The sequence below is a fragment of the Piscinibacter sp. genome (assembly GCF_050175855.1).
Classification (GTDB): Bacteria; Pseudomonadota; Gammaproteobacteria; order Burkholderiales; family Burkholderiaceae_C; genus Piscinibacter.
The window spans coordinates 1-6098 of the sequence record NZ_JBFXIO010000320.1; the positions used below are offsets into that span (position 1 = coordinate 1).

The window sequence follows — 6098 nt, forward strand, 5'->3', positions numbered from 1 at the left end:
CACCGCTGCCATTCGCCGTACGCTGGGAGCTGGCCGAGGACGACCGCTTCTCCACCGGCGTGCGCCGCGGCGAGTTTTTCGCGCGGCCCGAGCGCGGCCATGCCGTCCACGTCGAGGTGCAGGGCCTGGCCAGCGGCCGGACCTGGTTCTACCGCTTCATCACCGGCGATGCCGTCAGCCCGGTCGGCCGCACCCGCACCGCTCCGGCCGATGACGCTTCGCCGGGGCGTCTGCGCATCGCCCTGGCCTCCTGCCAGCACTACGAGCAGGGCTGGTACGCGGCGCACGCCGAGATCGCCGAGCGCGACCTCGACCTGGTGCTGTTCGTCGGCGACTATATCTACGAGTCGACCAACCCGCGCCACCGCGTGCGCGAGCACGAAGGCCCGGTGCCGCGCAGCCTGGACGAGTACCGCGCCCGCCACGCCACCTACAAGCTCGACGCCGACCTGCGCGCCGCCCATGCCGCCCACCCCTGGGTGCTGACCTGGGACGACCACGAGGTCGAGAACGACTACGCCGGCGATGCCAGCCCGAGCGGGCTGGATGCGGCCACCTTCCTGCGCCGCCGCGCCGCCGCCTACCAGGCCTACTTCGAGCACCTGCCGGTGTCGCCCGGCATGGCGCCGCGTGGCGCCTCGATGCGCATCCACGAGCAGTTCCGCTGGGGGCGGCTGGCCGAGCTCTGGACGCTGGATGCACGGCAGCACCGCAGCGTGCAGGCCTGCGGCCGCAACGGCGGCGCGGGCGGGCGCGTGCTGTCCGGCTGCGACGACCTCGCCGACCCGGCGCGCGGCGTGCTCGGCGCCGCCCAGGAGCGCTGGCTCGCCCAGGGCCTGGCCGCCAGCCAGCGGCCGTGGAAGCTGGTCGCGCAGGCCAGCCAGCTCAGCGACAGCAGCATCGCCACGCCGATCGGCCGGCGCCTGTACAGCGACGGCTGGGACGGCTACCCGCGCGCCCGCGAGCGCCTGCTCGACGCCATCGCGGCGGCCGGCAGCGGCGGCAACACGCTGGTGCTCGGCGGCGACGTGCACCGGCACGTGGCCGCACAGCTGCGCCAGCGTCCGGACGATCCGCGCTCGCCGGTGGTGGCGGCGGAGTTCGTCTGCTCCTCGGTCACCAGCCGCGGCCTGTCGGAGACGCTGATGGCCGCCATCCGCGCCAGCAATCCCGACCTGCTGCACGCCCGCGCCGACGAACGCGGCTATGCCTTCATCGAACTGACCCCGCAGGCGGCGCACTGCGACTTCCGCGCCACGCCTTACCCGGCCCAGCCCGGCGCGGCGCTGCACTCGCAGGCCCGTTTCGTCGTCGAAGCCGGGCGACCTGGTGTGGCGCGCGACTGACGGCCAAACCGCGCCGGCTTCGCGAGCCGTAGCGATTCGTATCGAAATGCACGGCGACGGTGCGCTTGTTCGCGGCTTCCCCTGCCGCGCGCTTCATCACACTGGGATCATTCCGATATCGGGATGACGTGGCGCAGCCGGAGGTGGTGAGATGAGCAAGTCGACTTCGGGATCCTGGTGGTCCAGCCTGGGCTTCGGCAAGGCCGCGCCCGCACCGGACACCGACTACGCCGACATGGGCACAGCCTTCGGCCTCGACGCCAGCCTCGACACCCTGCCCATGCCCGAGCCGGGCAGCGACGCCCGCAACGACAAGGGCCGGCCACCTTCCGCAGGCGCCGGCCCCTTCAAGAAGCGCTGATCGCGCGTCTAGCGGTTCCTCACTTCGGCAGCACCACGCTGTCGATCACGTGGATCACGCCGTTGGAGGCGGTGATGTCGGCCTGAACGACCTTGGCCGCATCGACGGTGACACCGCCGCTGGTGCCCAGCGTCAGCTCGCTGCCCTGCACCGTCTTGACCTTGCCGGCCTTGACGTCCTTGGCCATCACCTTGCCCGGCACCACGTGGTAGGTCAGCACCGCGGTCAGCTTGGCCTTGTCCTTCAGCAGGGCGTCGAGGTCCGCCTTGGGGATCTTGGCGAAGGCCTCGTCGGTCGGGGCGAACACGGTGAACGGGCCCGGGCCCTTGAGCGTATCGACCAGGCCGGCCGCCTGCAGCGCGGTGGCCAGGGTGTTGAACTTGCCGGCGCCGACGGCGGTGTCGACGATGTCCTTGGCCTGCGCGGCGATCGCCGTGCCGAGGCCGAAGGCGAGCGCGATGAGGGTCTTCTTCATGGCGTTTCCTTTCGAGGGGGTTGACGGGAGGTTCAGAGCGCCGGGATCAGCACCTTGTCGATGACGTGGATGACGCCGTTGCTGGCGCGCACGTCGGTGGCGACGATGGAGGCCGGCGTCGCGGTGGTGTCCGTGATGGTCGGCGGCGTGCCGGCGTTGATCGTGATGTCCTGGCCCGACAGCGTCGCGACGGGAGTGCCGAACGGAATGCCGGCCGCCAGCACCTGGCTGCCCAGCACGTGGTAGGTCAGGACGGTCGTCAGCTGGGTCGTGTTCAGGCCCGCGACGGTGCTCGCGATGGCCGCGAAGGCGTCGTTGGTGGGCGCGAAGACGGTCAGGGTCGCGGCCGGGTCGGCGAGCGCGCCCTGCAGGTTGGCCGACACCACCGCGCCGACCAGGGTGCTGAAGGCCGGGTTGAGCTGGGCCATCTGCACCACGTTCAGCACGCCGGGCGGCACCAGCACCTTGTCGATCACGTGGATCACGCCATTGCTGGCCGCCACGTTGGCGGTCGTCACCGTGGCCTGGGTCAGCACCTCGTCGGTGATCTTCACGCCGGACGTGGTGTCCAGCGCCAGCGTCGCCGCCGCGCCGTCGAAGGTGTAGAGCGTGTCCTGGGTGGGGCCGCCGGCGGCCAGGTCGGCAGCGAGTTGCTTCGTCGGCAGCACGTGGTACTGCAGGATGCTGGCGAGCGTCGGGCCGTCGAGCGCCGCGACCATCGCGGCGGCATCAGCGAAGCCGAGGCTGGTGGCCAGGCTGGTGAACGCCGCGTCGGTGGGCGCGAACACCGTCAGGTTGGAGCTGCTGCTGCTCAGCGCGGGCACCAGGCCGGCCTTGTCGGCGGCGGCCACCAGGGCGGTGAAGCCACCCGTCGTGGCCACCTGTGCCAGCGTGCCGGGCGGATGGTCGTCGTCGCCGCCGCCGCAGGCGGCCACGAGGGCGAGGGCGGACACGGCCGCCAGTCTCTTGATCCAGTCGAACATGTGTACTGCTCCAGTCGAGGTTGCAAAGAGGCCGGCCGGGGGGCCGCCGGGCCTCGGTTCGTGACTCAGTTCACGAGACCGAGGAGGCGGAATTTATACTGCTCAGTATTCTTGAGAAACCGTGTGGTCATTGACGCGGACGATTCAGTCACATCAAGACCCCGCCGTTCCGATGCAGCCTCGGGCGGCTAGAATGCGCGGATGGCCAAGGTGTCGTTCCGTGAACAGGTGTTGCGTGCCCGGGAGGACGCGATCGTGTCGTCCGTCAACCGCCTGCTGGCGGAAAAGGGCTTCGACCTGATGACGGTCGACGAGGTGGCGGCCGATGTCGGCATCGCCAAGGCAAGCCTCTACAAGCACTTCACCTCGAAGGAGGAGCTGGCCGCAGCGGCGATGATCCGCATCCTCGAGCGGGCGCTGGCCTTCCTCGACGAGCAGGGCAGCCGGGCGCCGGAGGCTCGTGCCGTCGACCAGCTCAAGGCGGTGGCTCGCTGGACCATGCAGGTGCAGCTGGCGGGCGAGATGCCCTCGCTGCCGGCGCAGAACTCCAGCCTGCGCGCGGCGCTGACGACCAACAAGGCCTACATCGACCGGCTGATGGAAGTCAGCGACCGGCTGGGCGAATGGATCACCGCGGCGCAGGCGGCCGGCGACCTGAACCCGGCGCTGCCGCCGGAAGTCATCCTCTACACGCTGTTCGCCCGCGCCTGCGACCCGGTGCTGGGCCTGCTCAAGCTCACCGAGCAGTACAGCGACGAGCAGATCATCGAGCTGCTGCTGTCGACCTGCTTCGACGGGCTGGCGAAGCGTTGAGGGCCGGGCGGCGGGCCCCCGTCCAGATCAACGGATCAGCAGCACCGGCGTCTTGCACGCCGACAGCACCTTGGTGGCCACCGACCCCATCACGAGGTTGCCCAGGGTGCCGTGGCCGTGCGAGCCCATCACCAGGAGATCGAAGTCGCCCGAATCGGCGGTCTTGGCGATCACGTCGGGCGCATGGCCGACCTTGCCGGCGAAAGTCGCTTCGATGCCCTGCTTCTTGAGGAAGCTGCGGATCGGCTTGAACACCGCCTCGCTGGTGTCCGCGTAGTAGGCCTTCAGGGTATCGCGGTCGATCACCGCCGCGGCGCGCGCCGGCACCGGGGCCACCGTGTTGAGCACGGTGTACTCGTGACGGCCGCCGCCGAGCCACTCGTCGTGCGCCGCCAGGTAGGCCAGCATGCGCTTGGTGAAGGAGCTGCCATCGACGGCGAGGAGGATCTTCATCGGTTCTCGTCTCCAGGGAACATGTTCGAAACAATTCAAGTCTCGCACAGGGCCAGCGTCGCTTCTTGACAACCCGCAACCGCGCCGGGCCTTACCATCCACGCCCCATGAACCCTCGCATCGACGATCTCAAGCGCCAGATCCGCCAGCTCGACGAACTGGCCGCTTCCGGCACGCTCCCGGCCGAGCAGGCCGCCGCCTCGCGCGCCAAGCTCGAGCAGGAACTGCTCGCGCTGGTGATGCAGAACGAATCGGCGTCGGCGACGCCGCGGGCCTCGCGCAAGATGATCTGGGGGATGGCGGCCTTCGTCGTCGTCGTCGCCGCCGCGGGTTACGCCCGCTACGGCACGCCGAGCGCCGTCAAGGGCGTGCCGGTAGCCAGCAGCGAAGGCGGGGCCGGCCATGGCAACGCGATGGGCCAGATCGAAGAGATGGTCGGCCAGCTCGAGCAGCGCCTGAAGGACAAGCCCGACGACGCCGAGGGCTGGAGCATGCTCGGCCGCAGCTACAGCGCGATGGGTCGCTACCCCGACGCGGTGAGCGCCTTCCAGCGCGTGATCGACATGAAGCCGAAGGAGGCGCAGGCCTATGCCGACCTCGCCGACGCCAAGGCCATGGCCGCCGGCCGCAACCTGACCGGCGAGCCGGCGGCGCTGATCGCCAAGGCCCTTCAGCTCGACCCGAAAAACCTCAAGGCACTGGCCCTGGCAGGCACCATCGCCTTCGACAGCAACGACTTCGCCAAGGCGGCGATGCTGTGGGAGGCTGCGGTGGCGGTGGCCGAACCCGGCAGCGAACTCGCGCGCAACCTGCAAGGCGGCGTGGCCGAGGCACGCGCGCGTGCCGGACAGCCTGCTGCCGCGGCGCCGCAGGCGCCCACCGCGCCGGCTGCAGCCGGCGCCGGCACCGTGGCCGGCGAGGTGCAGCTCGCGGCCGCGCTGAAGGGCCGCGTCTCTCCGGAGGACACGGTGTTCGTCTTCGCGCGCGCCACCGAGGGTCCGAAGATGCCGCTGGCGATCCTGCGCAAGCAGGTGAAGGATCTGCCGATCAGCTTCACGCTCGACGACTCGACCGCGATGAGCCCGGCCACGCGGCTGTCGTCGGCCAGGCAGGTGGTGGTGGGCGCACGCATCAGCAAGAGCGGCAACGCCACGCCGCAGCCCGGCGACCTGCAGGGCTTCTCGCAGCCGGTGGCGGTGGGCGCCAGCGGGCTGAAGATCGAGATCGCCGAAGAAGTGAAGTAACGCGCGGCGTCTCAGACGTCGTAGATGCGCAGCGGGTCGTGGCCCTCGGCCTCGCCCTTGCGCGCGTGGCCGCGGGCATTGCACACCACCCGCGTGCGCCCGTGCGAATGCTCGACGAGGTAGTCGTGCCGGCAGTGCAGGTGGCCGTGGATCCAGGTGCTGGCACGCGGCAGCAGCGCGTCGTCGGCATTGCAGAAGCTGGCCGTGCCCGGCTGGGCGCCATAGCGCGGGTCGGCGCTGCGCAGCGACGGCGCGAAGTGGGTCAGCACGACAGTGCGGTCCCAGTCACCCGCCTTCGCCAGCTCGGCGGCCAGCCAGTCGCGGCAGGCCTGTGCCTCTTCGCGCACGCCTTCCGGATCGAAGGCCACACCGCGGCGCGTGCTGCGCATGATGCGCATGTAGTAGGCGGCCGCACGCATCGCG

The 6098-nt window shown here is 70.5% G+C and carries 7 protein-coding genes and 1 pseudogene; 4 read left to right on the top strand and 4 right to left on the bottom strand.

The genetic code is table 11. From position 1 onward, the window contains the following. Both AB7U92_RS20115 and AB7U92_RS20120 read left to right on the top strand, forming a co-directional pair. Positions 1-1346: alkaline phosphatase D family protein (locus tag AB7U92_RS20115; protein WP_428581118.1), on the top strand; the 1346-nt coding region annotated here is incomplete at its 5' end. A gap of 151 nt (positions 1347-1497) precedes the next feature. Then, a complete protein-coding gene (locus AB7U92_RS20120; protein ID WP_428581121.1) occupies positions 1498-1707 on the top strand; it encodes a hypothetical protein in 210 nt (69 codons plus the stop codon). 19 nt (positions 1708-1726) lie between these two features. Here the strand turns inward: AB7U92_RS20120 and AB7U92_RS20125 are convergent, their stop codons facing one another. Continuing rightward, positions 1727-2182: a fasciclin domain-containing protein gene (locus AB7U92_RS20125; protein ID WP_428581124.1), complete on the bottom strand. Its 456-nt coding sequence runs from the start codon at positions 2180-2182 to the stop codon at positions 1727-1729. Between the two features lie 32 nt (positions 2183-2214). Beyond that, positions 2215-3165 carry a fasciclin domain-containing protein gene (locus AB7U92_RS20130; protein ID WP_428581127.1) on the bottom strand — a complete coding sequence of 317 codons (951 nt, stop codon included), beginning with the start codon at positions 3163-3165 and terminating at the stop codon, positions 2215-2217. A 201-nt stretch (positions 3166-3366) separates the two neighbouring features. Here AB7U92_RS20130 and AB7U92_RS20135 point away from each other — a divergent pair, with 201 nt between their 5' ends. Next, the gene (locus AB7U92_RS20135; protein ID WP_428581130.1) at positions 3367-3978 is read left to right on the top strand and encodes a TetR/AcrR family transcriptional regulator; all 612 of its coding nucleotides are present in this window, start codon (positions 3367-3369) and stop codon (positions 3976-3978) included. A 27-nt stretch (positions 3979-4005) separates the two neighbouring features. Here AB7U92_RS20135 and AB7U92_RS20140 read toward each other — a convergent pair whose 3' ends face one another. Further along, entirely contained in the window at positions 4006-4431 is a 426-nt protein-coding gene (locus tag AB7U92_RS20140) for a universal stress protein (RefSeq protein ID WP_428581133.1), read from the bottom strand. Positions 4432-4538: 107 nt separating this feature from the next. Here AB7U92_RS20140 and ccmI point away from each other — a divergent pair, with 107 nt between their 5' ends. Beyond that, positions 4539-5675 carry a c-type cytochrome biogenesis protein CcmI gene (ccmI, locus tag AB7U92_RS20145; protein WP_428581136.1) on the top strand — a complete coding sequence of 379 codons (1137 nt, stop codon included), beginning with the start codon at positions 4539-4541 and terminating at the stop codon, positions 5673-5675. An 11-nt stretch (positions 5676-5686) separates the two neighbouring features. On the opposite strand, the pseudogene AB7U92_RS20150 reads toward ccmI, so the two are convergent. Then, positions 5687-6098: pseudogene (locus AB7U92_RS20150) on the bottom strand (metallophosphoesterase); the annotation flags it as partial.

Coding starts and splice junctions, on each gene's coding strand:
- AB7U92_RS20120 (WP_428581121.1), top strand. CDS start 1,498: ATGAGCAAGTCGACTTCGGGATCCTGGTGGTCCAGCCTGGGCTTCGGC.
- AB7U92_RS20125 (WP_428581124.1), bottom strand. CDS start 2,182: ATGAAGAAGACCCTCATCGCGCTCGCCTTCGGCCTCGGCACGGCGATC.
- AB7U92_RS20130 (WP_428581127.1), bottom strand. CDS start 3,165: ATGTTCGACTGGATCAAGAGACTGGCGGCCGTGTCCGCCCTCGCCCTC.
- AB7U92_RS20135 (WP_428581130.1), top strand. CDS start 3,367: ATGGCCAAGGTGTCGTTCCGTGAACAGGTGTTGCGTGCCCGGGAGGAC.
- AB7U92_RS20140 (WP_428581133.1), bottom strand. CDS start 4,431: ATGAAGATCCTCCTCGCCGTCGATGGCAGCTCCTTCACCAAGCGCATG.
- ccmI (WP_428581136.1), top strand. CDS start 4,539: ATGAACCCTCGCATCGACGATCTCAAGCGCCAGATCCGCCAGCTCGAC.